21 protein-coding genes are annotated in these 22,786 nt (G+C 70.0%); 12 read left to right on the plus strand and 9 right to left on the minus strand.

Features of this window, described 5'->3' with window-relative positions; all coding sequences use genetic code 11:
• Window positions 1-70 precede the first annotated feature (70 nt).
• The 8 genes from dnaB to VME70_05255 all read right to left on the minus strand — a co-directional run bounded on the left by dnaB (window position 71) and on the right by VME70_05255 (window position 7,855).
• Window positions 71-1,447 carry a replicative DNA helicase gene (dnaB, locus tag VME70_05220; GenBank protein ID HTW19602.1) on the minus strand — a complete coding sequence of 459 codons (1,377 nt, stop codon included), beginning with the start codon at window positions 1,445-1,447 and terminating at the stop codon, window positions 71-73.
• A gap of 482 nt (window positions 1,448-1,929) precedes the next feature.
• The gene (gene rplI, locus VME70_05225) at window positions 1,930-2,379 is read right to left on the minus strand and encodes a 50S ribosomal protein L9 (GenBank protein HTW19603.1); all 450 of its coding nucleotides are present in this window, start codon (window positions 2,377-2,379) and stop codon (window positions 1,930-1,932) included.
• 11 nt (window positions 2,380-2,390) lie between these two features.
• Window positions 2,391-2,627 (minus strand): 30S ribosomal protein S18, encoded by a 237-nt coding sequence (rpsR, locus tag VME70_05230; GenBank protein HTW19604.1) that lies wholly within the window; start codon window positions 2,625-2,627, stop codon window positions 2,391-2,393.
• A gap of 74 nt (window positions 2,628-2,701) precedes the next feature.
• A complete protein-coding gene (locus VME70_05235; GenBank protein HTW19605.1) occupies window positions 2,702-3,184 on the minus strand; it encodes a single-stranded DNA-binding protein in 483 nt (160 codons plus the stop codon).
• Window positions 3,185-3,192: 8 nt separating this feature from the next.
• Complete coding sequence (gene rpsF, locus VME70_05240) at window positions 3,193-3,483, minus strand: 30S ribosomal protein S6 (protein HTW19606.1); 291 nt, start codon at window positions 3,481-3,483, stop codon at window positions 3,193-3,195.
• 214 nt (window positions 3,484-3,697) lie between these two features.
• Entirely contained in the window at window positions 3,698-5,221 is a 1,524-nt protein-coding gene (locus VME70_05245; GenBank protein HTW19607.1) for a glycosyltransferase 87 family protein, read from the minus strand.
• A gap of 49 nt (window positions 5,222-5,270) precedes the next feature.
• Window positions 5,271-7,415: a transglycosylase domain-containing protein gene (locus VME70_05250; GenBank protein ID HTW19608.1), complete on the minus strand. Its 2,145-nt coding sequence runs from the start codon at window positions 7,413-7,415 to the stop codon at window positions 5,271-5,273.
• The gene (locus tag VME70_05255; protein HTW19609.1) at window positions 7,412-7,855 is read right to left on the minus strand and encodes a DUF5318 family protein; all 444 of its coding nucleotides are present in this window, start codon (window positions 7,853-7,855) and stop codon (window positions 7,412-7,414) included. The genes VME70_05250 and VME70_05255 overlap by 4 nt, the downstream gene beginning before the upstream one ends.
• A gap of 269 nt (window positions 7,856-8,124) precedes the next feature.
• On the opposite strand from VME70_05255, the gene VME70_05260 reads away from it, so the two are divergent.
• The 3 genes from VME70_05260 to VME70_05270 all read left to right on the plus strand — a co-directional run bounded on the left by VME70_05260 (window position 8,125) and on the right by VME70_05270 (window position 11,149).
• On the plus strand, window positions 8,125-8,754 hold the full coding sequence (locus VME70_05260; GenBank protein HTW19610.1) for a PadR family transcriptional regulator: 630 nt from the start codon (window positions 8,125-8,127) through the stop codon (window positions 8,752-8,754).
• Window positions 8,754-9,830 (plus strand): inositol-3-phosphate synthase, encoded by a 1,077-nt coding sequence (locus VME70_05265; GenBank protein ID HTW19611.1) that lies wholly within the window; start codon window positions 8,754-8,756, stop codon window positions 9,828-9,830. Before VME70_05260 ends, VME70_05265 begins: the two co-directional genes overlap by 1 nt.
• Before the next feature lie 140 nt (window positions 9,831-9,970).
• Window positions 9,971-11,149: an MFS transporter gene (locus VME70_05270; protein HTW19612.1), complete on the plus strand. Its 1,179-nt coding sequence runs from the start codon at window positions 9,971-9,973 to the stop codon at window positions 11,147-11,149.
• 22 nt (window positions 11,150-11,171) lie between these two features.
• On the opposite strand, the gene VME70_05275 is transcribed toward VME70_05270, so the two are convergent.
• A complete protein-coding gene (locus tag VME70_05275) occupies window positions 11,172-12,620 on the minus strand; it encodes a CCA tRNA nucleotidyltransferase (protein ID HTW19613.1) in 1,449 nt (482 codons plus the stop codon).
• Between the two features lie 88 nt (window positions 12,621-12,708).
• Between VME70_05275 and VME70_05280 the strand changes: the two genes are divergently transcribed.
• The 9 genes from VME70_05280 (at window position 12,709) to trxB (ending at window position 22,741) form a co-directional block, all read left to right on the plus strand.
• Window positions 12,709-13,167: an NUDIX hydrolase gene (locus tag VME70_05280; GenBank protein HTW19614.1), complete on the plus strand. Its 459-nt coding sequence runs from the start codon at window positions 12,709-12,711 to the stop codon at window positions 13,165-13,167.
• Complete coding sequence (locus tag VME70_05285; GenBank protein ID HTW19615.1) at window positions 13,164-15,362, plus strand: DUF6049 family protein; 2,199 nt, start codon at window positions 13,164-13,166, stop codon at window positions 15,360-15,362. Before VME70_05280 ends, VME70_05285 begins: the two co-directional genes overlap by 4 nt.
• A 4-nt stretch (window positions 15,363-15,366) precedes the next feature.
• Window positions 15,367-17,067, plus strand: a complete 1,701-nt coding sequence (gene murJ / locus VME70_05290; GenBank protein ID HTW19616.1) for a murein biosynthesis integral membrane protein MurJ — start codon at window positions 15,367-15,369, stop codon at window positions 17,065-17,067.
• Between the two features lie 60 nt (window positions 17,068-17,127).
• Complete coding sequence (locus VME70_05295; GenBank protein HTW19617.1) at window positions 17,128-17,529, plus strand: hypothetical protein; 402 nt, start codon at window positions 17,128-17,130, stop codon at window positions 17,527-17,529.
• A complete protein-coding gene (locus VME70_05300; protein HTW19618.1) occupies window positions 17,529-18,623 on the plus strand; it encodes an NlpC/P60 family protein in 1,095 nt (364 codons plus the stop codon). Before VME70_05295 ends, VME70_05300 begins: the two co-directional genes overlap by 1 nt.
• Before the next feature lie 38 nt (window positions 18,624-18,661).
• Window positions 18,662-20,059 (plus strand): hypothetical protein, encoded by a 1,398-nt coding sequence (locus VME70_05305; protein ID HTW19619.1) that lies wholly within the window; start codon window positions 18,662-18,664, stop codon window positions 20,057-20,059.
• 72 nt (window positions 20,060-20,131) lie between these two features.
• Window positions 20,132-20,752, plus strand: a complete 621-nt coding sequence (sigM, locus tag VME70_05310; GenBank protein HTW19620.1) for an RNA polymerase sigma factor SigM — start codon at window positions 20,132-20,134, stop codon at window positions 20,750-20,752.
• Entirely contained in the window at window positions 20,749-21,654 is a 906-nt protein-coding gene (locus tag VME70_05315) for a hypothetical protein (protein ID HTW19621.1), read from the plus strand. The genes sigM and VME70_05315 overlap by 4 nt, the downstream gene beginning before the upstream one ends.
• Before the next feature lie 145 nt (window positions 21,655-21,799).
• Entirely contained in the window at window positions 21,800-22,741 is a 942-nt protein-coding gene (trxB, locus tag VME70_05320; GenBank protein ID HTW19622.1) for a thioredoxin-disulfide reductase, read from the plus strand.
• The last annotated feature ends 45 nt before the right edge of the window (window positions 22,742-22,786 follow it).

Below are 22,786 nucleotides of genomic sequence, written 5' to 3' on the forward strand. Positions count from 1 at the left end.
CGCACCGAGCGCCGCGTGCTGGCGCACGCAAGCGAAGGAGAACGCCGCCAGCGGGCAGCTGAGCGCCGGGTCAGGTCCGTTGCATGTCGACGAAGCACGAGTAATGCAGCTTCGAGCTGACCGCGATCTCGCGGGTGGGGCCGTTGCGGTTCTTGGCCACGATCAGGTCCGCTTCGCCGGCCCGCGGCGACTCCTTCTCGTAGGCATCCTCGCGATGCAGCAGGATCACGATGTCGGCGTCCTGCTCGATCGCGCCGGACTCGCGCAGGTCGGACAGCTGCGGCTTCTTGTCCGAGCGCTGCTCGGCGCCGCGGTTGAGCTGGCTGATCGCCACGACGGGCACGTTCAGCTCCTTGGCGAGCAGCTTCAGCGAGCGGCTCATCTCGGCGACCTCCTGCTGGCGGCTTTCGACCCGTCGCGGGCTGGTCATCAGCTGCAGGTAGTCCACGACCAGCAGGCGGAGGTCATGGCGCTGCTTGAGCCGCCGCGACTTCGCCCGGATCTCCATCATCGTGAGGTTCGGCGAGTCGTCGATGAACATCGGCGCATCCGCGACCTCGCTCATCCGCCGCGCCATCCGGTTCCAGTCCTCGTCCGACATCCCGCCGTTGCGCATCCGCTGCAGCTGCACGCGCGACTCCGCGGACAGCAGCCGCATGGTGATCTCGCTCTTGCCCATCTCCAGGGAGAACAGCACCGACGCGAGCCGGCCGCGGATCGACGCCGCGCGCATGATGTCCATGCCGAGCGTCGACTTGCCCAGACCCGGCCGGCCGGCGATGACGACCAGCTGGCCGGGATGCAGGCCGTTGGTCAGCTCGTCGAGATCGCGGAAGCCGGTCGGGACGCCGGACAGCGCACCCTGATGACCCTGGATCGCCTCGAGCTCGGCGAGCGTGGACATCATCGCGTCCTCGAGACCGACGTAGTCCTCGCTGGTCCGCCGCTCGACCACCTCGTAGACCGCGGCCTGGGCGCGGTCGACAACGTCGTCGACGTCGCCCCCCGTGCCGGCCGCCGCGCCGTAGCCGAGCTGGACGACCTTCGTCCCGGCGTCGACCAGCCGGCGAAGGATCGCCCGCTCGCGCACGATCTGCGCGTAGTAGCCCGCGTTGGCCGCGGTCGGCACCGACTCGATCAGCGTGTGAAGGTAGGGCCCGCCACCGACCCGTTCGAGGGTGCCCAACCTGGTCAGCTCGGCAGCGACCGTCACCGGATCGGCCGGCTCGCCGCGGCCGTAGAGGTCGATGATCGCGTCGTAGACCATCTGGTGGACCGGTCGATAGAAGTCGAGCGGCCGCAGCACCTCGACGACGTCGGCGATCGCGTCCTTGGACAGCAGCATCCCGCCGAGCACGCACTGCTCGGCGAGCAGGTCCTGCGGCGGGGTGCGGTCGATGTCGTAACTCGGCCCGCCCGGCATCGAGACGATGTCCGCGACACTCATCGGCCTGTGCTCCCGCCTCGTCCGGCCAGCGCCTCGCGCCCGACCCGGATCACTGTTGCCTCCCGGTTCGCCCTTAGCTGTCCCCCGACACACAAGCGCTCGGGTACGACAAGTTCGCCCACCGACGGTAGGACGCGCGACGGGCCTGGGCATGCGCACCGCGGCGGCGATTCCGAGCCGGTGTGGACGCCGGTGTGACTGGGGTGTGCACCACTCGCCGCGCCGCTGTGTACGAGTCTGTGCACAGGTGTGGACGAGGTTGTTGATCGGAACCGCGACACGCGAATCGACCAGCGCAAACGCGCTTTCACAGGTGTGCGCACGCGGTTGTCGGACCGGTCATCGGGGCGACCGGGAGGCCAAGGCCGCACGAACCCCGGGCAAACGCCGAGGCAGTGCCTAGGCGATTGGCCCTAGGCGGTTGGCCCTAGCCGTCGGGCCTCGGCGTCCGGCCGAGGATGCACCGTGCGGCCCGCCGGCGCCTAGGAAGCGACGACCTCGACGCTCACCTGAGCCGTGACCTCGGGGTGCAGGCGAACTGACACCGAGTGGTTGCCGACCGACTTGATGTGCGCGCCGGGCAGCTCGACCCGCCGGCGGTCGAGGCTCGGACCGCCCGCGGCGCTCACCGCGGCCACTACGTCGGCGGTGGTCACCGACCCGAACAGCCGGCCACTGGCGCCGGCCCGCGAGGGCAGCGTCACGGACAGCGCAGCGAGCTGCTCGGCGATCTCACGGGCCTCGCTCAGCGACTTGACCTCGTGCAGCTCGCGGCCGCGCCGCAGCGCGGCGATCTGGCTCTCGCCGCCCTTGGTCCAGCGGAACGCGAGCCCGCGGGGGATCAAGAAGTTGCGGCCGTAGCCGTCCTTGACCTCGACGACGTCTCCGGGCTCGCCGAGACCGGAGACCTGCTGGGTGAGGATGAGTTTCATCGCCGCCTCGCTCAGCGCGCCGTGCTGGTGTAGGGCAACAGCGCAACCTCGCGGCTGTTCTTCACCGCGACCGCGACGTCGCGCTGGTGCTGCGCGCAGTTGCCGGTGACCCGGCGGGCTCGGATCTTGCCGCGGTCGGAGATGAACTTGCGCAGCAGGTTGGTGTCCTTGTAGTCGATGTAGGCCGTCTTGTCCTTGCAGAACTGGCAGGCCTTCTTCTTCAGCTTTCGTACGACGGGCTTGGCCATCGTGGTGCTCCAGTCTTTGCGAGCCCCTCGCGTGAGGGGATGGTCGGATCAGGGAAGGTCTCGGGCGGTCCGGGTCAGAACGGTGGCTCGTCCGAGGAGCCGCCGGCGGGTGCCGGCGTGGCCCATGGGTCGTCGGAGCCCGACGGCGCAGCGCCGGAGGACCCGGAGTAGGAACCGCCGCCACCGCTGCGCTGGGCCTTCACGACCTTGGCGGTGGCGTTGCGCAGCGACGGGCCGACCTCGTCGACCTCGACCTCGAAGACGGTGCGCTTCTCTCCCTCACGCGTCTCGTACGAGCGCTGCTTGAGCCGGCCGGACACGATCACCCGCATCCCGCGCTGCAGCGACTCGGCGACGTTCTCCGCCGCTTGCCGCCAGACGTTGCAGGAGAGGAACAGGCTCTCGCCGTCCTTCCACTCGTTGGTGTTCTTGTCGAGGTAGCGCGGCGTCGACGCGACGCGGAACTTCGCCACCGCCGCGCCGGACGGAGTGAAGCGCAGCTCGGGGTCGTCGACCAGGTTGCCGATCAGCGTGATCGTGGTGTCGCCAGCGGCCATCGTCGGTCCTACTTCGTGTCCGGCCGCAGCACCTTGGTGCGCAGCACTGATTCGTTGAGGTTCAGCTGACGGTCGAGCTCCTTGACCGTCGCGGGTTCGGCGGTGACGTCGAGCACCGCGTAGATGCCCTCGACCCGGTGCGCGATCTCGTAGGCCAACCGGCGGCGGCCCCACACGTCGACCTTGTCGACGGTCCCGCCGCCCTGGCGGATCACGCCGAGGAACTGGTCGAGGGAAGGAGTGACGGTTCGTTCCTCGAGATCCGGGTCGAGGATGACCATCAGTTCGTAGTGACGCATGCGGGCAACCCACCTCCTTTGGACTCTGAGCACGCCACCGCGGTGGTGGCGAGGCGGCTACAACCACGTCCATGACCGATGGGAACACCGGCCGGGTCGGGAAGTAGCAGGAGGCTGCTCTGCGTCGAGCGCCGCCCAGGCTAGCAGTGGACACCGGCAGCGTAGAGGCCGCGACCGACAGCCGGATCGGCGATCCACAGCCCCGGCACAGCCCTCAACCGCCGAGCGCCGGCTCCGGCTCCGCGCCGTCCAGCCGGAAGTCCGGCGCTCCGTCGAGCAGACCACCCGCCGGATCGTCGACGCCGTCCCGGCGTACCACGTCCAGCCGCGGAACGATCGCCTCCCGCACGACCATCACCATCAGCCAGACGAGGACCACGTCGCGGATCACGACGAACAGCAGGTAGATGTCCAGCGGCAGGCCCTGGTCGGAATGGTCCAGCGAGATCAGCGTGAACAGGTTCGCCGCACCGAGGACCACCTCGACGGCCTGCCAGACCAGCAGGGACGCCCATCTCGGCCGGGCCAGCACGGCAAGCGGCAGCACCCAGAGGGCGTACTGCGGGGAGTCGACCTTGTTGAGCATCACGAAGCCGGCGACGAGCAGGAACGCCACCGAGGCCACTCGCGGCCGGCGAGGTGCGGATGCAACGAGCAGCGCGACGCCGGCGATCAGCAGCAGGACGCAGGTCGACGAGGCGAAGTTCAGCGTCGCCGGCGCCGCCCCGCAGGTGGGCTGGGCGTTCAGCCCACGGCCGATGAAGTCGCCGCCGAACACGTGCTGCGCGACCAGCCAGATGCTGCCCCAGTCGGCCCCCCGGGTCTGGCTGAGTGAGATGAACCATCGCCAGCCCGCGAGCTTGTGCGCGGACGGGCAGGAGCTCGACGGGAACAGGAACGACCGCGAGATCAGGATCGCCGGCAGGTAACAGACGGCCACGCCGACGATCGCGCCGAGAACGACCTTCGCGAGCGCCCGCAACAAGCCGGCCCGCACGCACAGCAGGACGATCGCGAGCAGGATCAGAGCGGGGTAGAGCTTGGTCGCGATCCCGATCCCGAGCAGCAGGCCCGCCCACACCGGCGCCCGTCGACTCCACGCCCACATGCCGAGCCCCGCGAACGCGACCGCCGCGAGGTCCCAGTTGGTGAACGCGTACATGAACAGCACCGGCGAGGCCGCCACCATCACCGCATCCCAGACCCGGCGCCGGCCGGCCAGCTGCGCAACCGTCCAGGTGGAGATCAACGCGCACACCGCGAGGCCGAGCGCGGTGAGGTTGAAGAAGGTCTGGTTGTGGACGCCCGCGACGTCCGGAGGGTCGCCGGGATGCACGAACGTCGTGATCTCGGCGGCCATCCACATCAGCCCGCCCATCACCGGCGGGTACTCCACCGGATGGTCCCGGTACGGGATCGAGACGTGGCCCGTGACCTTGTTGTCGACCACCCGCGCGTTCAGGCCTTCGTCGACGTAGAGGGCGTAGGTGTCGGAGTAACACAGTCGCGTGTATTGGTGCTCGTGCTGGTAGCCGTTCGCCCCGAAGCAGTCGGTCTTCTGCAGGTAGCCGAAGACGGACACCAGGATGGTCAGCCCGAGCGCGACCCGCAGCGGCGTCCACCACCACGACGTCGGCTCACCGGTGGTGTGCCGTCCCCAGCGGCCGCCGATGAATCGGCTGGCGCCGGCAGCGACGCCGTCGTCGAGGGTCGGTGCGACCTCGGGTACGCCGTCCACACTCCGACGGTGTCGCGCGTGCGTGGGCGGTGGCACGTGCGTAACTCAATCAGTCCGGGCGGATCCTGCGCCGGATTTGGTCGGCGGCGATTGCCGGGCGCTCATCGCTCGCGCCTCCCGACGTCGAGCTCGGGCTGCTGGTCGGCGTACCGGTCGAGGTCGGTGTGGTCGGAGGAGTCGTGCTGGGGGTGGTCGGAGGAGTCGAGATCGGAGTCGTCGGGGGCGCCGAGCTCGGCGTGATCGTCGGCGACCCGGACGTGGACGGCGTATTGCTGGGCGTCGGCTTGGTGATGACTCCGATCTGCGCGGGCGACGGGAACTGCTCGACCGGCGCACCGGCCAGCGTCGCGTTCATCATCGACTGCCACACCTCCGCCGGCAGCGTGCCGCCGAAGACCTCGCCGATGCCGGCACCTTCCACCGTCTGCGACGGGTTGACGTTGCCGATCCAGACCGACGTGCACAGCTGTGGGGTAAAGCCGGTGAACCACGCGTTCGTGTTGTTGTCCGTCGTCCCTGTCTTGCCCGCCGCCGGACGGCCGGACAGTGCCCGGCCATACGCCGTACCGCCCGGCCCGAGAACCTTCGTCATCGCGTAGGTCTCGTCCGAGGTGAGCGCCTTCGAGAACACCCTGGTCAGATGCGCTTGCGGGTCGGCCTTGTAGATCTGCCGCCCGGTGCTGGTCGTGACCGACGACACGAGATAGGGCTGCGCACGAACGCCCTGCGCGGCGATCGTCGCGTACGCGTTCGCCAGGTCGACGGTCGAGATCGCGTCGGGCCCGAGGGAGATGTCCGGAACAGCCGCCAGCTTGCGGAACTGCGGGATGCCCGCGTCGTACGCCGCGTTGACGACGTTCTGCGGGCCGACCTTCTGCGCGAGCGGAACGAAGATCGTGTTGATCGACTCCGCGAACGCCTTGATCAGGGTGCAGCCGTAGCAAGCCTCACCGGGTGAGGAGTTGTGGATCTGCGTGCCGTTGACGGTGACCGTCGGCGGCCCGTTGTAGATGCTGTTCAGCGAGATGTTCTTCCGCAGGGCGGCGAGCAGCGTGAACGCCTTGAACGATGACCCGGGCGGGCGCGCCCACTGGCCGGTGTAGCCGGACAGGTCGATGCACGCGTCCTTGTTCTTCTTCGGGTAACGGCAGTACCCGTGCCCGCCGTACAACGCTTCGATCGCGCCGTCCCCCGGCTTGATCGACGCCGCACCGCTTTCCGGTGTGCCCCGCCGGTTCTTCGGAACGAACTGCTGTTCCGCCTTGATCAGGTTCTGCTCGGCGTTCTTACGGATCGTCGTGACGATCTTGTAGCCGCCGAGGTCGAGCTGACTTTGCGTCAGCCCGTCGGTTGCGACCAGCTCGTGCTCGACCGCGTCGCGGATGAAGCAGTTGGTGCCGGTGCACTGGGCCTGCACGTCGCTGAGCTTCTGGGTCTTCGGGAAGTGCAGCGTCGCGGCCTTCGTCGGGGACAGCCAGCCCTGCTTCACCATCCCGTCGATCACGTAGTGCCAGCGCGCGATCGCGTTCGCCTTGGTCGTGGCGTTGATCTGCGGGTCGTAGAGACCGGGACCGTTGATGACGGCGGCGAGCAACGCCCCCTGCGACGTCGTCAGCTGGGTGGCGCTGTCCAGGTCGAAGTACGCCTTCGCCGCGGCCTGGATCCCGTAGGCGTTGCGCCCGAAGTAGATGGTGTTCAGGTAGTCGTCGAGGATCGCGTCCTTCGAGCGGGTCTGGCCGAGCTTGGTCGCGATGAGGATTTCCTTGAGCTTGCGGGTCAACGTCCGGTGCGGGCTGAGATACGCGTTCTTGACGTACTGCTGGGTGATCGTCGAGCCGCCCTGCGTGATGTCGCCCCCGCGCAGGTCCACCCAGAGCGCGCGCACGATGCCGGTGGGCGACACCCCCGGCTCGCTGTAGAAGTGCCGGTCTTCGGCCGCGAGCACGGCGTGCTGAACGTCGATGGGAACCTGCGTCAGCGCTACGTCGGTGCGATTCGTCGCGCCTAACCGTGCCAGCACGCTCGTCCCGTTGCTGTAGTAGATCGTCGTGGTCTGCGCGGCCGCGATCGCCGTGGGGTTCGGGATCGACGTGCGCGCGTAGGCGATGCCGGCGAGCACGCCGAAGACGATGACGGCGCCGCCGAGACCCCAGAAGATCTGTTTCGGGCGCGGCATCACGCCCGCGAGGTTCACGCGCGGGATCCGGAGCTCGACCCCGTACGACGCCTACGCCCGGCCGGCGCACCGGTGCCGAGAACGTAGGACGTGAGCAGATAGTTCCAGCCGCAGCCGAGGCAGACTTCGACGACGAAGACGGTGAACTCCGGCAGCGTCACGGCGAGCTCGCGCAACTCGTCGCGGGTGCGGGCCCGGCCGTTGCCGGTGCCGCCGAAATACTCGCCGAAGGCGTAGCGGACCTCGACCATGGGTTGGGCCGCGCACACCGGACAGAGCTCGTCGCTGGGAACGCCGTGGTAGCGGGCGGCGCGGCGCAGGTAGACCTGGGCGTCGCACGCCTCTTCCGGGCGGATCCGGCCCGAGCGCAGGCCCGCTAGCGTGGCCCGCCGGGCCAGCGAGTAGTCGACGACGCACCGGGCATCGGCGCCGTCGACCAGCGTGCGCGAGGTCAGCACGGGCGTCAGCGTACGCCGCGGACCTTTGGGACAAACCCGATCCATCGCGCTCGCCCGGGTGAAGCCCGCGAGGTCGCCGGCAGGCGGGCAGGCAATCATCCGGACACCCGGTGTTTGCATTCCGGCCACCCACCGGGTAGGTTCCTCGATGTATCCGTTCGATACATCGAGGTTGACATCCTCGACGTACCGGACCGACCGAGCCAGCCACTGGGCCGATCACATCGGGCCCAGCCAGGGAAGCCCAGCCCCCGCCGAGGAGCGCGATCGTGAGCCGAAAGTCCGGCGTTCTCGAGCTCGCCGTCCTCGGCCTGCTGCACGAGTCGCCGCTGCACGGCTACGAACTGAGCAAGCGCCTCAAGGGCGTGCTCGGCCCGCTGCGCGCGATCTCCTACGGCAGCCTCTACCCCTGCCTGTCCGGGCTGCAGGCCACGGGTCTGATCACGACCGACGACTCGGCCAGCGTCTCGGGCGCCGGGCGGCGTAAGAAGCATGTCTACAAGCTCACCGCCGAGGGCAAGGAACGGCTGCAAGAGCAGTTGTCGGAGGGCGGTCCCGCCACCTGGGAGGACGACGCCTTCGGGGTCCGGTTCGCCTTCTTCTCGCAGACCGACGCCGATGTCCGGTTGCGCATCCTCGAGGGCCGGCGCAGCCGGCTCGAAGAACGTCGCGCCAGTGCTCGTACGACGATGAGCACCCGCGAGAAGCTCGACCACTACACCCTCGAGCTGCAACGCCACGGGCTCGAGTCCGTCGAGCGGGAAGTGCGATGGCTCAACGAGCTCATCGCGACCGAACGAGACGGGGTCGCGGTCAGGACTCATCTGGCCTCGTCGCGACCCACCGCATCATCGACCGCTGCACCGCACAGTTCAGCATCTGAAGGAGACAACCGCTGATGGGTTCCATCCGAGTCGCCATCGTGGGCGTGGGCAACTGCGCCTCGTCCCTCGTCCAAGGCGTCGAGTTCTACAAGAACGCCGACCCGGATGCGCGGGTGCCCGGCCTCATGCACGTCGACTTCGGCGGCTATCACGTCCGGGACGTGGAGTTCGTCGCCGCTTTCGACGTCGACGGCAAGAAGGTCGGCCGTGACCTGTCCGAGGCGATCGTCGCGAGCGAGAACAACACCGTGCACATCGCGGACGTGCCGCCCACGAACGTGATCGTCCAGCGCGGCCACACCTACGACGGACTCGGCGACTTCTACCGCGAGGTCGTCGAGGAGTCCGACGAGGAGCCGGTCGACGTCGTGCGGGTTCTGGCCGACGCCAATGTCGACGTCCTCGTGTCGTACTTGCCGGTCGGCAGCGAGCAGGCGGACCGCTTCTATGCGCAGTGCGCGATCGACGCCGGCGTCGCGTTCGTCAACGCGCTTCCGGTCTTCATCGCCAGCGACCTCACGTGGGCCAAGAAGTTCGCGGACGCCGGCGTCCCGATCATCGGCGACGACATCAAGAGCCAGGTCGGCGCGACCATCACGCACCGCGTGCTCGCGAAGCTGTTCGAGGACCGTGGCGTCGAGCTGCTGCGCACCTACCAGCTGAACTTCGGCGGCAACATGGACTTCAAGAACATGTTGGAGCGCAAGCGGTTGCAGTCGAAGAAGATCTCGAAGACGCAGTCGGTCACCTCGCAGATCCCGCACGAGATGCGCGGCGCCGACGTCCACATCGGTCCGTCCGACCACGTGCCGTGGCTCGACGACCGCAAGTGGGCCTACGTCCGGCTCGAGGGACGCTCCTTCGGCGACACCCCGCTGAACCTCGAGTACAAGCTCGAGGTCCACGACTCGCCCAACTCGGCCGGCGTCATCATCGACGCCATCCGCGCTGCGAAGATCGCCAAGGACCGCGGCATCGGCGGGCCGGTGCTCTCGGCCTCGTCGTACTTCATGAAGTCGCCGCCCGTGCAGTACAGCGACGACGAGGCGCGCGAGTCGGTCGAGTCCTTCATCAAGGGCGAGACGGCGTAAGCCCGACCACCCGGGTCGAACCACCCCGATCCGAACCACGTCCGCCCCGCCGGACCGATGCGGTCCGGGACCTGTTCACCGCGCCGCGGTTCCGTGAGCTCCTCGCCACTCGGCTGACCTCGCAGACCTCGGACGGGTTGTTGCAGACCGCACTGGCCGGTGCGGTGCTGTTCAACCCCGAGCACCACACCGGACCGCGGCAGGTCGCGGCCGGCTTCGTCGTCCTGCTGCTTCCGTACAGCCTGATCGGGCCGTTCGCGGGCGTCCTGCTCGACCGCTGGCGACGCCAGCGGGTGCTCTGCTACGGCGCGGCGGTGCGTGCGGTGCTGGTTCTGGCGACCGCGACGTCCCTGGTGGCACACGGCCCGAGCGGGCCGGTGTTCGTCCTCACCGCGCTCGCCGCGCTCGCGGTCAACCGGTTCTACCTCGCGGCGCTGTCGGCCGCCATGCCGAGCGTGGTCTCCGCCGACCGGCTGGTCGTAGCGAACGCGATCAGCCCGACCTTCGGCACCGTCGTGACGATCGTCGGTGCCCTGATCGGTCTCGGGCTGCGCGCCGCCGGCGGAGGTGCCAGCCACGGCGACGCGCTGGCGGCGCTCGTCGCTGCCGCCGGCTACCTGTGCGCGTCGCTGGTCGCGCTGCGGCTGCCCGCCGACTCGCTCGGGCCGCACCCGCCGAGCACCGACCCGTTGCGCCGTCAGCTGGCCGGCATCGTTCGCGGACTGGCCGAGGGCGCGGTTCACCTGTGGCACCGACCGACCGCAGCGCGCGCGCTCGCCGTCATCTTCGGGCAGCGCTTCCTGTTCGGCATGTGGTCGATCATGGGACTGCTGCTCTACCGCAACACGTTCCACAACGAGGGCATCCTGCGCGCCGGCCTGGTCGGGGTCGGCCAGGCGGTCACCGCCGCCGGTGTCGGGCTGGTGCTCGCCGCAGCGGTGACCCCGTGGGTCACGGCCCGGATCGGCAAGCGCCGGTGGATCGTCGCGGTGACCGTAGCCGCGGCAGTCACCGAGCTCGCGCTGGGCGCGCCGTTCACGATGCCGCTCCTGGTCGCTTCCTCGCTGTGCCTCGGCTTTGCCACCCAGGCGACCAAGGTCTGCGTCGACACGATCGTCCAGACGACAATCGAGGACGACTTTCGCGGTCGGGTCTTCTCGCTCTACGACACGATCTACAACATCAGCTTCGTCGCAGCCGCGTTTCTCGCCGCCTTCGTGCTCCCCAGCAGTGGCCGGTCGCTGACGATCCTCGTCGCGATGTCCGCCGTCTACCTGGTCATCGCGGCCGGGTACGGCGCCGCGGAGCACCGCCGCTGACCGCGACCGGCGACGCCGTCGCTCAGCGCTTGTCCACGCCTTGCGCGGCAGCCCAATCGTGCAGCTCGGCAATCGCTTCCTCGTGGGCAAGCGGACCGCGCTCGAGCCGGAGCTCGAGCAGGTGCTTGTGGGCCTCGCCGACCAGCGGTCCCGGCGCGATCCCGAGCTCCTGCATGATCTCGTTCCCGTTGAGGTCCGGCCGGATCCGGTTGAGGTCCTCTTCGGCGGCGAGCTCGCCGATCCGGTCCTCGAGCGAGTCGTAGGCCTCCGCCAACGCCCGCGCCTTACGGGCATTGCGCGTCGTACAGTCCGACCGGGTCAGCCGGTGCAAGCGATCGAGCAACGGTCCGGCGTCGCGGACATAGCGGCGGACGGCGGAGTCGGTCCAGGCCCCGCCTGAGTAGCCATGGAAGCGAAGATGCAGCTCGACCAGCCGCGAGACGTCATCGACCACGTCCTTGGGGAAGCGCAGCTCGGTCAGCCGCCTGCGGGTCATGTCCGCGCCGACCACCTCGTGGTGGTGGAAGGACACCTTCCCGTCCGGCTCGATGGAGCGGGTCTTGGGCTTGCCGATGTCGTGCAGCAGGGCGGCAAGGCGCAGCACCAGGTCCGGGCCGTCGGTCTCGAGCGCGATCGCCTGGTCGAGCACGGTCAGCGTGTGCGCGTAGACGTCCTTGTGGCGGCGATGCTCGTCGACCGTCTCGGTTAGCCGGCCCACCTCGGGCAGGCAGTGCTCGACCAGACCGGTCGCGACCAGGAGCTCGAGACCACGGCGCGGGTACGGCGCGCAGACCAGCTTGATCAGCTCGTCGCGAATGCGTTCGGCGCTGACGATGTCGAGCCGGTCGCCCATGGCCCGGATCGCGTCGAACACCTCGGGCACGACCTCGAAGCCGAGCTGTGCGGTGAACCGGGCGGCGCGCAACATCCGCAGCGGGTCGTCGTCGAAGGACTGCTCGGGAGCGACCGGCGTGCGTAGCAGGCCGGCGACCACGTCCTGCAGCCCGTTGAAGGGGTCGACGATCGGCTGAGCGGCGTCCACCGGGAGCGCCACTGCCATCGCGTTGACGGTGAAGTCGCGCCGCGACAGATCGGCCTCGACGGTCGAGCCGTACTCCACGGCCGGCTTGCGCGAGGACGGGTCGTAGGCATCGCTACGAAAGGTCGTGATCTCGCAGGCGACGCCGCCGACCTGTACCCCGACCGTGCCGTACTCGAACCCCGTCGTCCAGGTCGGCCCGAGCGACTCCACGATGTCGAGGATCTCCTCGGGGCGCGCATCCGTTGTGAAGTCCAGGTCCGTCGATGGCCGGCCGAGCAGCGCGTCGCGAACCGGACCGCCGACCAGGTACAAGCGCCGGCCGGCAACGCCGAACCGGCGCGCGAGCGGGTCGGTCGTCCCGCTCACCCGCAGCAACTCGCGGACGGCGCGCCTGGCGGCGGCCGCCACGTCCGCGGCTTCGGGAGGCACCCGGCAAGCCTAAGAGCGATCCGGCCGCGGCCGGCGGCAACACCCGCGAGCGCCGGTCCGTGACGCAACCCGCGCCTACGATCGGGGTATGTCCCCCACGTCGCGCGATCGGTTGCGACGGGTGGAGGAGACCTCGGCCGGCGGGCTGGTCGTCGACGGCACCACCCGCGAGGCCAACTGCGCCCTGATCGGCCGGCTCGACCGCCGGGGTCGGCTGCGCTGGTCGCTGCCGAAGGGGCACGTCGAGGAGGGCGAGACCCACGAGGCGGCGGCCGTCCGCGAGGTGGCCGAGGAGACCGGCATCACCGGCCGCGTGGTGGCGCCGCTCGGGACGATCGACTTCTGGTTCGTCGCCGACGGCCGCCGGATCCACAAGACCGTGCACCACTTCCTTCTGGTGGCGGCGGGCGGAGAGCTGTCCGACGCCGACATCGAGGTCGAGCAGGTCGAGTGGGTGCCGCTGCGCGAAGTGGCCGAACGACTCGCGTACGACGACGAGCGCCGGCTGGTCGAGCGGGTGCCGAAGCTGCTCGCGGACTCTGCATGACCCGACCGCGGCGTCGCCGGCTCGGCGTACTCGCTGCGCCGCTGATCGCCGCCATCGTGGGCGTCGGCCCGCTCGCGGCGACCCTTCCGGCCGGACCGGCCCAGGCGGACACCTCCGGGGCGCCGGTCGAGGTCCGGCTCAGCTCGATGACGCCGGTCGCGCCCCAGCCCGGGGACACCCTCGTGCTGACCGGCACGCTGACCAACGTGTCGGACGAGATCGTCTCGAACCTGTCGCTCGACCTACAGATCAGCTCGCGGATCAGCTACCGCAGCGAGTTCGACACCTACGCCGCCGACCCCGACGGCTCGCTGTTCGGACTGGGTCTCACGGCGGCGACGAACCCTGCGCCGGCGACCGACCCGACCCTCGCGCCGGGCGCGAGCGAGCCGTTCACCCTGCGCCTCCCGCTCGACACGCTCACCCGCGAGCGACTGGGCCTGGTCAGCGGGTGGCAGGTGCGCGAGCTCGCCGTCTCGGTCACCGGCACCGACCTGTCCGGCACCACCGACGTCGGCCAGCTGCGCACCTTCCTGCCGTGGGCGCCGCGCAACGCGATCGGGGTCGGCAACCGGGTCCAGGTCGCGTGGGTCTGGCCGCTGATCGACCGGCCGCACCGGCTGGCCTCCGGCGTCTGGTTCGACGACTCCCTGGCGCCCGAGCTCAGCGCGGGCGGGCGGCTGTCCGGCCTGCTGAGCGCCGGCGACAATGCGGAGGACCAGAGCCCGCTCGGCCACAAACCCAAGACCGTCAACGTCCCAGTGACGTGGGCGATCGACCCGATGTTGCTCGAGGACGTCAACGCGATGACCTCGGGATACCGCGTGCAGGCCGCGAACGGTACGACGACGGCCGGGAGCGGCAGCGCCGCGGCCAAACAATGGCTTGCGACGTTGAAGACCGCGACCACCCGCACCGATGCCGACGTACTTCCCCTGCCCTACGCCGACCCCGACGTGGTCGCGGCAGCGCGGGCCGGTGGCTTTGCGACCGCGATCGGAGTGGCCACGACGTCGGGACGCCAGATCGTCCAACGACTGCTCGGCGGCGCGACGACCTTGGAGTACGGCTGGCCGGACGACGGCCTGGCGAACCTGCGCGGGCTCGACCTGCTGCAGGCCAGCGGCGACACCACGATGATCCTCTCCGACACCGCGGTGCCGGTGGTCGGCGGACCACTGCCCACTACCCCTTCGGCCCGTGCAGTCGTGTCGACGGACGAAGGTCAGGTCCAGGCGTTGCTGTCCGACTCCGGTCTCGACGCCGATGTCGACAGCGGGCTGGGCAACCCACTCGGCTCACGGGTGTCGCTTCAGGACTACCTGGCAGAGACGCTGATGATCCAGCTCGAAGCGCCGGGTGCACCCGATCGAAGCTTCGTCATCGCCCCGACCCGGCACTGGGACCCGTCGCCGGCATATGCGGCGGCACTGCTCGCGGACACCGGCAAGGTGCCGTGGATCGAGCCGGTCAGCCTGGCCCAGGTCCGCGACACACCGGTCTCCGGCACCCCGGTCGAGCGCAAGCCGTTGACCTACCCGCCGACCGCGCGGCGCGACGAGCTCTCCTCGTCCTACCTCGACGCAGTAGGCGCCACCAAGCGGCAGATCGCAACCTTCGAGGGCGTCCTCCCGCAGAGCACTCCGCAGATCGCCAGCTACAACGTCGCTCTGCTCCAGGCGTTGTCCTCCGCGTGGCGGGACCGGCCGAAGGAGGGCCGCGAGCAGCTCGGTGCGCTCAGCTCGGAGGTGACCGCGCAGACCCGCAAGGTCAACATCACGACCGCGCCGAACAGCTACGTGACCCTGACCAGCCACGGCGGCAAGGTGCCGGTGACCGTCGCGAACAACCTCGATGTCCCGGTCAGCGTGATCGTGCACGTGCTGAAGAACCAGCGACTCACGCTCCGCGACAACGACGTCGTCCGCATCATCCCCGCCCATCAGCAGGTCGCGGTCGACCTGCATGCCTCGGCCAAGACCTCCGGGGTCTTCCCGCTCAAGGTCGAGCTCCTGACGCCGGCCGGCCGGACCTACCAACCGGCGATTCAGTTGTTTGTCCGCTCGACGGTTTACGGCACGATCACGCTCGTGATCACCGGTGCGGCCACCGCCGCTCTGTTGGTTGCGGTCGCCATCCGGCTGACCCGTCGGGCGCTGGCAGCCCGGCGCAGCGCCGCCGCGGCTGCCTCATGAGCGGGTGCCCGGGCGCGACGACGACGCCGGCTCCACGGGCGCGCGCATGAGCTACGAGATCATCCCGATCAAGCCGGATCCGGTGCCGCCGCCGCGTCCACTGGAGCCACCCGGACCGCCATCGCTCGCACAGAGCAGCCGGGTCATGGCGGTCGGGACAATCGCGTCGCGCGCGACTGGATTCATCCGCACGGCGGTGATCGCCGCCGCGATCGGGGAAGCCGGCGTCGGCAATGCGTACGGCGTTGCCAACACCGTGCCGAACGCCCTCTACGACCTGCTGCTCGGCGGCATCCTGAGCGCGGTCGTCGTACCCCTGCTGGTTCAAGCTGCGCATGACGACGGAGACGACGGCGAGGCGTACGCGCAGCGGCTGCTGACGATCGTCACGGTCGTGCTGACCGGCGTCGCATTCATCACCGTCGTGCTGGCCCCGTGGATCATCGACGCCTACGCCCACTCCGCACAGAGTGCCCAACGAGACCTCGCGGTGTCCTTCGCCCGCTTCTTCCTGCCCCAGCTGCTCTTCTACGGCATCGGGGCGACGGTCGGCGCGATCCTCAACGTTCGCGGCAGTTTCGCCGCGCCGATGTGGGCGCCGGTCGTCAACAACATCGTGGTGATCGGCACCGGGATCGTGTTCGACGTCATCACCCACGTCCGGCCGCGGCCCGGGCATCTGACGCACACGCAGGTCCTGGTGCTGTCGATCGGCACGACCGCGGGCGTCGTCGCGCAGACGATCGCGCTGCTCCCGGCATTGCGTGCGGTCGGCTTCAGGTTGAAGGCCCGCTGGGACTGGCGCGGTGCCGGGCTAAGACGTGCCGGCGGCTTCGCCGCGTGGATGCTGGGATACGTCATCACCAACCAGCTCGCATACGTCGTCATCGTCGCGCTGTCGGAAGCGGTCGGAAAGGGCCACGGCGTCTACGCGATCTACTCCAACGCCTACATCCTCTTCTCGCTCCCGTACGCCGTCGTATCGGTGTCCGTGATCACCGCGCTGTTTCCCGGCATGAGCCGAAGCGGTGCGGCCGGAGACGAACCGGCGGTCGCCCAGTCCCTCGCGAGAGGGCTGTCCGTGGCCGGCGTGGTGCTGGTGCCCGCCACCCTGCTGCTCATCGTGCTCGGTCCGTCGATCGCGATCACTGTCTTCGACCACGGCCAGACCACACCGCACAACGCCCTGCAGACCGGGCAGGTGCTGATCGCGTTCGGCATCGGCCTGCTGCCCTTCTCGGCGTTCCAGATGCAGCTGCGTGCCTGGCTCGCGGTCCGGGACTCGCGGACGCCGATGCTGGTCAACCTGGCGGCGACGGCGATCAACGTGCTGGCGGACGTGATCTTGTACGTGTCGCTCCCGAACCGGGACAAGGCGTTCGGGCTCGCGCTCGGATACTCGTTGTCCTACGTGATCGGGACCGCGATCTTCACCGTCAAGCTGCGCCGGCGCATGGTCGCCGGCGAACGCACGCACGTCATCCGGACCCACGTCCGGCTGGCCCTCGCCGGGATCGTGGCCGCGATTCCAGCGGTCGCGGTCGACCGGCTGATCGGCTCGCAGCGGGAGAGCCACCCGCTGGGGGCGATCGCCGACCTGGTTGCTGCCGGACTTGCCGGGCTTGTCGTGTTCGTCCTGGTTGCTCGCCGATTGCGTGTTCGCGAGGTGGACGAGCTGCTCCAACTGCTCCCCGGCCGGGGCTGAGCCCGCTGCGATCTCAAGGCCCCGCGCGCTGACGCCGACATCCCTCCTGAAGGAGGCACGATGCGGACCAGCGGTGACGACCGTGGCGCCTTGCGACTGCAAACGATCTCGATCTTGCTCGTCGTACTGGCCGTCGTCGGCGTGTTCGCCTACGACGCCGTGCACGTCATGGCCACCCGCGTGGGCACGCAGACCGACGCGCAGAACGCCGCCTTCGCCGCCAGTACCTCGTTCCACAACCATGGCAACGTCCAGCTCGCCTACCAGGCCGCCGTTGCCTACGTCGACAGCACCGGCAACGACGAGAAAGTGCTTACGAAGAACTTCTCGGTGACCTCCGACGGCACCGTCACGTTGACCCTCCGGCGCCCGGTGCAGACGGTGGTGTTCCGCCGGATCGGGCCGCTGAAGCACTACACGGTCGTGGTCGAGACGTCGAGCTCGAATTCCGACGGCGACTGATGCTCCGCCGTACCCGCTCGATCACGACCGCGATCGCCCTGCTCGCCGCCGGCCTGCCGGTTGCCTTCGCGAGCCACGCCTCGGCCGACCCGCTCGCGACGGCGCGAGCCCGGGCGGCCGCCCTGCAGAAGCTGGTGGACCGGCTCAACACCCAGGCCGAAGTCATCATCGAGCGCTACGACGCGACCGAGGCGGAGCTCAACGTCGCGGTCGCCCGGCGCGGACAGGCCGACCAGGCGGTCACCGCCATCCAGGCCAGCGCGAACAACGCCGAGCAGACCGTCGCGAGCCACGCGCAGGCGTTGTATGAGAGCGGCGGCGACCCCGCGGTGCTCGCCTCCCTGCTGAACGGCACCAACCCGACCCAGGCCATCGACCGCTACCGGCTGGCCGGAGATGTCCTGGCCTACGAAAACCGGGTGGCGCAGTCGGCCGAGGCCACGCTCGCGCACGCTCGGGTGCTCGCGCGAGAAGACAGCGCGATCTCCACCCGGATCACCCGGCTCGAGGGAGCCCGGCAGGCCGACGCGACCAAGGTCGAAGGCCTGCTCGACAGCGAGCAGCAGGCGCTTGCGCACGCGACCAGCACGGTGCGCGAGATCCTGCGGGCCGACCAGGCCGCGGCCGCGGCCGCCGGCGCGGCGAGCTTCGACTCCGCGCTCACCGGTGCGGGGGGAACCCTCGGCGGGTCGACGCCGCCGAACGCCACCGCCGCTGCGGCGATCGCCGCGGCGCGCAGCCGGATCGGCGATCCCTACGTGTGGGGCGCCACCGGCCCGAACTCCTTCGACTGCAGCGGCCTGACCCAGTGGTCGTACCACCAGGCCGGAATCAACCTGCCGCGTACCTCGAGGGAACAGTGGTACGCCGGACCGCACCCGACCCTCGCCCAGCTCGAGCCCGGGGACCTGCTGTTCTTCGCCCTGAACACCTCCGACCCGGCGACCATCCACCACGTGACGATCTACATCGGGAAAGGGCTGATGATCGCCGCGCCGGAAACCGGTGAGGACGTCCAGATCCAGCCCGTGTACATGCAGGGCTACATCGGCGCGGTCCGCCCGTGGTTGCCGCCCGGCACGGTTTTGTCCTGAGCCGACGGCTGCGAGCCGCGACGCCCTAGCATCGACTCGTGCAGCCGCGCGCCGACCCCGGCAACCGGCTCGCGGACCGCTACCTCCTGGTTCGCCTCCTGCACGAAAGCAGCGCCAACGCGAGCCTCTGGCTGGCGACCGACGAGGTGCTCGGCCGCCCGGTGGCGATCCGCATCCTCACCGGCCTGTCCGCCGGCGACGCCCGGGCGGTCATCGAGGCGGCCGCGCGGGCGGGTGGCGTTCCGGACGCCCGGTGGGTGCGCGTGCTCGACGTGGGCGAGAGCGCGGCGGAGCACGGAACGGCAACGGTCTGGGTGATCAGCGAGTGGGTCGATGGCCCGCCGCTGGCAGCACTGCTGCGGGACTCCCCGCAAAAGCCCGCCGTCGTCACGGACCTGGTCCTGTCCTGCGCCCGAGCCGTTGCCGCCGCCGCGGCGTGCGGGGCGGCGCACCGGATGCTTCATCCGGATGAGGTCGTCCTGCCGCCGGACGCCGGCCCGAGGATCACCGGACTCGAGCTGTCCGCTGCGCTGCGGCCCGACCCGTCGTACGACGATCTGGTCGGCCTCGGCGGGCTGCTCTACGCCGGCCTCACCGGCCACTGGCCGCTGCCGGGATGGGACGGCCTGCCGGCCGCCACCCGCGGGGACCGCCGGCACCCGCGGCGCTACCGGCGCAGGGTCAGCCGGGCGCTCGACGAGGTCACGGCGCGCGCACTGTCCGGCGGGTACGACTCCGCCGCCGCGCTGGCCGACGACCTCGCCCGGCTACCGCTCGCGCCGCTGCACCCGCCGCCGCCGGATCCCGACGATCCGCGCCGCGGGCGCTGGGTCCGCGTGATGTGGCGGGTCGTCCCGCCGCTGCTGGTCGCGGCGGTCGGGCTCGGTGCGTGGGGTCTCGGCAGCCACCTCGGCCGCGTGCCCGGGCAGGCGCGCGCGGTCGCGCCGAGCTTCCCGCAGCCGCGCCAGTCGAACATCAGCGCCAAGACCAGCGTCGTGTGGTCGACGCCGCCGCACATCACGAGCTTCGATCCCGAAGGCGACGGCACCGAGGATCCCGGCGGCGTCGGGCTCGCCGTCGACGACGACCCGTCGACGCAATGGAGCACCGACACCTACTTCGGGCGGCCGAACTTCGGCGGGCTCAAGCAGGGCGTCGGGCTGCTGCTGGACCTGCGGCACCCCACGACCGTCTCGGTCGCCCAGCTGCTGCTCTCGGCGGCCGGCTCCGACTTCCAGATCCGGGCCGGATCGGTGCGTCCCCGGCAGGCCTCTGACCTTCCCGTGGTCGCCTCGGAGAACGACAGTCCCGCCTCGATCCGGCTGACCCTGGCCAGGCCGGTTCGCGCGCGCTACTGGCTGCTCTGGATCACCTCGCTGCCCAAGGCCGGCGACGGCTACCGGCTCGGAGTGGCCGAGATCGCCCTGCTCAACTGAGCGATCGGGTCCGCCCGCCGGGCGGCCTGTCAGACCGGAAGCGGCGCACGCAGCACCTACCCTCAAAGGCAAATGACAGCCGAACCGCCGGCCGACGAGGAGTTGCTCGCCCGGCACGTCGCCGGTGATTCCGACGCCTTCACCGAGCTCGTGCACCGCCACCGTGACCGGCTGTGGGCGGTCGCGCTGCGCACGCTCGGCAACCCCGACGATGCCGCCGACGCACTGCAGAACGCCCTGCTATCGGCGTACCGCGGTGCGGCCGGGTTCCGCGGCGGGTCGGCGGTCACCACCTGGCTGCACCGGATCGTCGTGAACGCCTGCCTCGACCTCGCCCGCCGGCGGGCTGCGCGGCCGACCGAGCCACTGACCGCGGAACCCGCGGGCGAGCGCTACGCCCGCGACCCGGTCACCGAACGCGAGACCTCACTGGCCGTGGTGGCGGCGCTGCGCACGCTGCCCGCAGAGCAGGCCGCCGCGGTCGTCCTCGTGGACGTCGAGGGCTACTCGGTCGCCGAGGCGGCGGAGATGCTCGACGTACCGACCGGAACGGTGAAGAGTCGCTGCGCCCGAGCTCGTGCCAGGCTCGCGGAGGCGCTCAGTGATCTCGACCCCCGCCGCGTGGACGGGAACGCGCCACCGGCGCCGCGCGTCCAATCCGAGACAACAACCGGCGAGGAGCATCCGGCGTGAACGACGGCCACCTCAGCTTCGACGAGCTCGCCGAGCTCGACGAGGAGCTGCTCGACCCGCAACAGGCGGCGCAGGCGCGCGCGCACCTGGCGGGCTGCGAGCAGTGCCGCGGACAGCTCGAGCTGATCGCCGAGGCCCGCCGTGCGCTCGCCGAGCTGCCGCCCGAACCGATGCCCGAGGACGTCGCCGCTCGGCTGGACCGGGTGATCGCCGAGCAAACCACGCCGAACCGCGACGTGGTGCCGGACCTGTCCGCCTACCGGCGGCGACGGTTCAGCCGGCCGACGATGGCCGGAAGCGTCGCCGCCGCGGTCATCATCCTGGCCGTCGTTGCGCTCGTGGTCGGGCACCTCGGGACCGGGACTTCCAGCGGCGGCGGCGCAGGTGGGACGAGCACCGCCGCGAAGGGCTTGGCGGGGGTGCCCCAGGTGGCGCAGCCGAGGAACTACAGCAAGAACGAGACCGGGACGAACTACACGCCGAGCCGTCTGGACGCGATCATTCCCGGACTGGTCGCGCGCGTGCCGGCCGACTTCGGCCCGGAAAACAGCCCGGGCACCGGCGCCGCTCCCGCGACCACGACCGCCCCGGCACCCGTGGCGTCGCCGAGCCAGGTGCACGGCGGGTCACAGGTCACGGAGCGGGTGCCCGACGTACTCCGGCCGCTACTGGACTCGCGCAGCAAGATCCTGCTGTGCGCCGCAAAGCTGACCGGCAACAGCAACGCCGTGCCGATCACGGTGGATGCCGGCACCTGGACGAGCGGGTCGCTGCACAAGGTGCCGTCCGCGGTCTTCGTCATGCGCGACAAGGATCCCAACGTGGTCGACGTCTACGTGGTCAACCCGACCTGCAGCGGCAGCCTGTTCATTCGGACCTACGTCAAGGTGCCGCTGAACTAGGCGACCCAGCCGAGCGCCCGGCCGGGGCCAGTTGGCCGGGAATGCGGCTGCCTACACTCCTGTTCAAGGGGCGCACCTGTTCAAGGAGCGCAACGATCGTCCGCGCCGGGCCGATCGGCACACGTCGGAGGAGCTGAAGCACACGATGGCTGCCACTGTTCGTGACGTCGTCATCGTTGGGTCGGGACCGGCCGGCTACACCGCCGCGCTTTACACCGCCCGTGCCAACCTGAAGCCGCTGCTGATCGAAGGGGTCCAGTACGGCGGGGCCCTGATGAACACCACCGACGTCGAGAACTTCCCCGGCTTCCCCGACGGGATCATGGGTCCCGAGCTCATGGACCTGATGCGCAAGCAGGCCGAGCGGTTCGGCGCCGAGATCATCAGCGACGACGCCACCGCGCTCGACCTGAGCGGCGCGGTCAAGAAGGTGACGGTGGCGGGCGAGGAACACCTCGCACGCACGGTGATCCTCGCGATGGGTTCGGCGTACCGCGAGCTCGGGCTGCTTAACGAGAAGCGACTGTCCGGGCACGGCGTGTCGTGGTGCGCGACCTGCGACGGGTTCTTCTTCCGCGACCAGGACATCGCGGTCGTCGGCGGCGGCGACTCGGCGGTCGAAGAGGCGACGTTCCTCACCCGGTTCGGCAGGTCGGTGACCCTGGTCCACCGCCGTGATGCCCTGCGCGCATCCAAGATCATGGCCGAACGAGCCGCATCGAACCCGAAGATCAGCTTCGCCTGGAACAGCGTGGTCGACGACGTGGTGGGTGACGAGCGGGTCACCGGTCTGGTGCTGCGCGACGTCAACACCGGCCAGACCCGCACCCTCGACGTCGGAGGGGTCTTCATCGCAATCGGGCACGACCCGCGCAACGAGTTGATCAAGGACCAGATCACCTTGGACGAGGAGGGGTACGTCGTGGTCGACGCCCCGCACACCCGGACCAACCTGCCGGGCGTGTTCGCGTGCGGGGACCTGGTCGACCACACGTATCGTCAGGCAATCACCGCAGCCGGCAGCGGCTGCGCGGCTGCGCTGGACGTCGAGCACTACCTCGACGGCCTGCCGGCCGAGGATCGCTAGTGTCCGACCCGGCGTCGTAGGGCTGAGGGAACATCGACGACCACG

Source organism: Mycobacteriales bacterium (assembly GCA_035504215.1).
Taxonomy (GTDB): domain Bacteria; phylum Actinomycetota; class Actinomycetes; order JAFAQI01; family JAFAQI01; genus DATAUK01.